The organism is Streptomyces mesophilus (genome assembly GCF_011044995.1).
GTDB classification, from domain to species: Bacteria; Actinomycetota; Actinomycetes; order Streptomycetales; family Streptomycetaceae; genus Streptomyces; species Streptomyces mesophilus.
This window is the reverse complement of record NZ_JAAKZW010000429.1, coordinates 1-2,464: the sequence shown is the minus strand read 5'-3', so window position 1 is coordinate 2,464 and position 2,464 is coordinate 1. Positions and strand designations below refer to the sequence as shown.

Here is a 2,464-nt window from a genome sequence, read left to right as displayed (position 1 = left end):
CCCTGCAACTCCCCCCGAATCCCCCGCCCGGCCTCCCTGTGCCGCTCGGCCGCCGCCGGGTCCGTGGCTTCAAGAGCCGCCGCCAGCCCCTCATGGGCCAGCGCCTCCGCGTGTCGGTTGCCCACCCGTGGCGCCAACTCCAGTGCCTCCCTGTGGAGTTGGAGAGCCTGATCCGTCAGCCCCGCCAAGCGGCAGGTCTCCGCGTAGTCGTCCAGGAAGTGGATCTTCCAGTGGTCCTCGAAGAGGGCGTCGAGCAGCGCGAACGCCTCGCGGTGGGAGGCCAGGGCCTCCTCGTACCGGCCCATCCGGCGCAGGGCGACGCCCAGGCAGTTGAGGCACCACGCCTCGTTGTGCCGGTGCCCGTCCTCGCGGGACAGCTCAAGGGCCCGGCGCAGATGCCCCACCGCCTCGTCCGGCGCCTCGCTCGCCAGCGCGACACCTAGCGTGATGCGGGCCGTCAGCGCCGGTGGCCAGGCCGGATCGGTGTGCGGGACGGCCAGGGCCTCCCGCGCCAGGCGGGCCGCCTCGTCACCGTGTCCCAGCTGCAGCAGCGCCCACGCCTCGTACGCCTTGGCGTGGGCCGCACCCGACGGGCAGCCGGCCTCCTCGTACAGGCTGCCCGAAAGACGGAAGAGCTCGAGTGGCCGCTCGACCTGACCCTCGTCCCAGCTCAAGTAGCCGCGCCGCATGGCGAGTTCGGCCTGGGAGCGGGTGTCACCGGTCTCGGCCACGAGCGGCAGCGCCGACGCGTACGCGGCGTCCGCCTCCGCCATCCGGCCCGCGTTGTACCGCGCGAACCCGAGATCGCTGTGCGCCTCGGCCAGCTGCCAGGGGTCGCCCAGGCGGCGGGCGGCGTCCAGCGAGCGCTCGAACAGGAAGTTGAGATGGGTCGTGCCGCAGCGCCGCGCGAAATAGGTCCGCATGAAGCGCGGCAGTTCGCACACATGCCGGTCGGCGCCCGCCGCCACCGCCGCCTCGAACGCGGCCATCAGATTGGTGTACTCCGTGACGTACCAGAACAGCGCCGCCCGCTTGTCGGCGAACTGCGGCAGCGCGGCCGGCGGCGCACCGGCCGAGGGCGCCCGCGTTCCGGCGTGGAACGGCATCGCCGCATCCGCCGCCGCGGCCGTGTGCACGTAGTAATCGAGGACCCGGCCCAGGGCCTTCTCGCGCACCGCGTCGGCGTCGTGTTCCGCGCAGGCCCGCCGCGCGTGCTGATGGACGAGGTCGTGCAGCCGATAGCGCCCGGGCGCCCTTTCCTGTACGAGATGGGCGTCAAGGAGATCCTCGAGCATCTCCCGTGCCGCACGCGGCGCGACATCGGCGAGCGCCCCGGCCGCGTACGGGTCGAAGGTCTCCCCGGGCAGCAGCCCAAGCAGCCGGAACAACCGGCCCGTGGCGCGGTCCAACTGCCGTACGGACATGGCGAAAGCGGTGTCGAACTCGCTCGCGCCCTCGGCCATCCGCTCCACCAGGATGCCCACCGTCCAGCCGGGCCGGTGCCGCAGCCGGGCCGCGGCGAGCCGCAGCGCGAGCGGCAACTGACCGCACAGACGCAGCACTTCGGCCGTCGCCTCCGGATCGCGCCCGAGCCGGCTCTCCGGCCCGCCCCCGTCCCCGCTGGCCCGGGTCAGGAGCTCGGCGCTCTCCTCGGGCGTGAGGACGTCGAGGGAGACCGGCGGCACCTCGTCGAGGCCCAGCAGGCGATTGCGGCTGGTGATCAGGGCCACCGATGATCCGGCGCCCGGCAGCAGCGGCCGCACCTGCTCGGCGTCGGCGGCGTTGTCGAGGACGATCACGGCCCGCCGGTGGGCCAGTTCGGCGCGCCACACCGCGGCGAGCGGTTCGATGCCGCCCTGCTGCGGGATGCGCTCCGACGGCACGTCGAGCGCGGCGAGCAGCGCCCGCAACGCGGGGTCGGCGCCCAGGGGTTCACGTCCGTCGGTGAACCCGTGCAGGTCGAGGTAGAGCTGGGCGTCCGGGTACGTGTGCGCGAGGCGGTGCGCCGCATGGACGGCGAGACAGGTCTTGCCGACCCCCGCCATGCCGTCGACGGCGACGACCCGGCTGCTGTCCACCGCGTCGAGCACGGCGGCGAGTTGGCCGTCACGCCCGGTGAAGTCGGGCACGTCACGCGGCAGATCGTTGCGCGGTGGACGCGGGGCGTCCGGGGGCGGCGCCGGGGGAGACACCTGCCGGCTGCTGCGCGGCGGTGCGGGCAGCGGGCTCGAGGCCCGTTCCCACAGCGGGCGCAGCGGGCGCGGATCACGGCGTACGAACTTGCACAGCGCGAGCACCGAGGGCCACGGCGGCACGGTCTGGCCGCCGAGGTACCGCGAGAGCGATGACGAGCTGAGCCCGACCTCGCGCGCCAGCGCCCGCACTCCGTGACCGGATACCTCCTGCAACCCCCGTAGCCGTGCGGCCAGTTCGTCTCTCGGATCGGTCCTCGGCTCCTGCGGCC

The 2,464-nt window shown here is 74.0% G+C and carries 1 protein-coding gene; it reads right to left on the bottom strand.

Annotated features, from left to right (window positions below):
- Nucleotides 1–2,429, bottom strand: a 2,429-nt coding sequence (locus G6045_RS40275; protein ID WP_165337207.1) for a tetratricopeptide repeat protein, incomplete at its 3' end; no start/stop codon positions are given.
- Between the last annotated feature and the right edge of the window lie 35 nt (nt 2,430–2,464).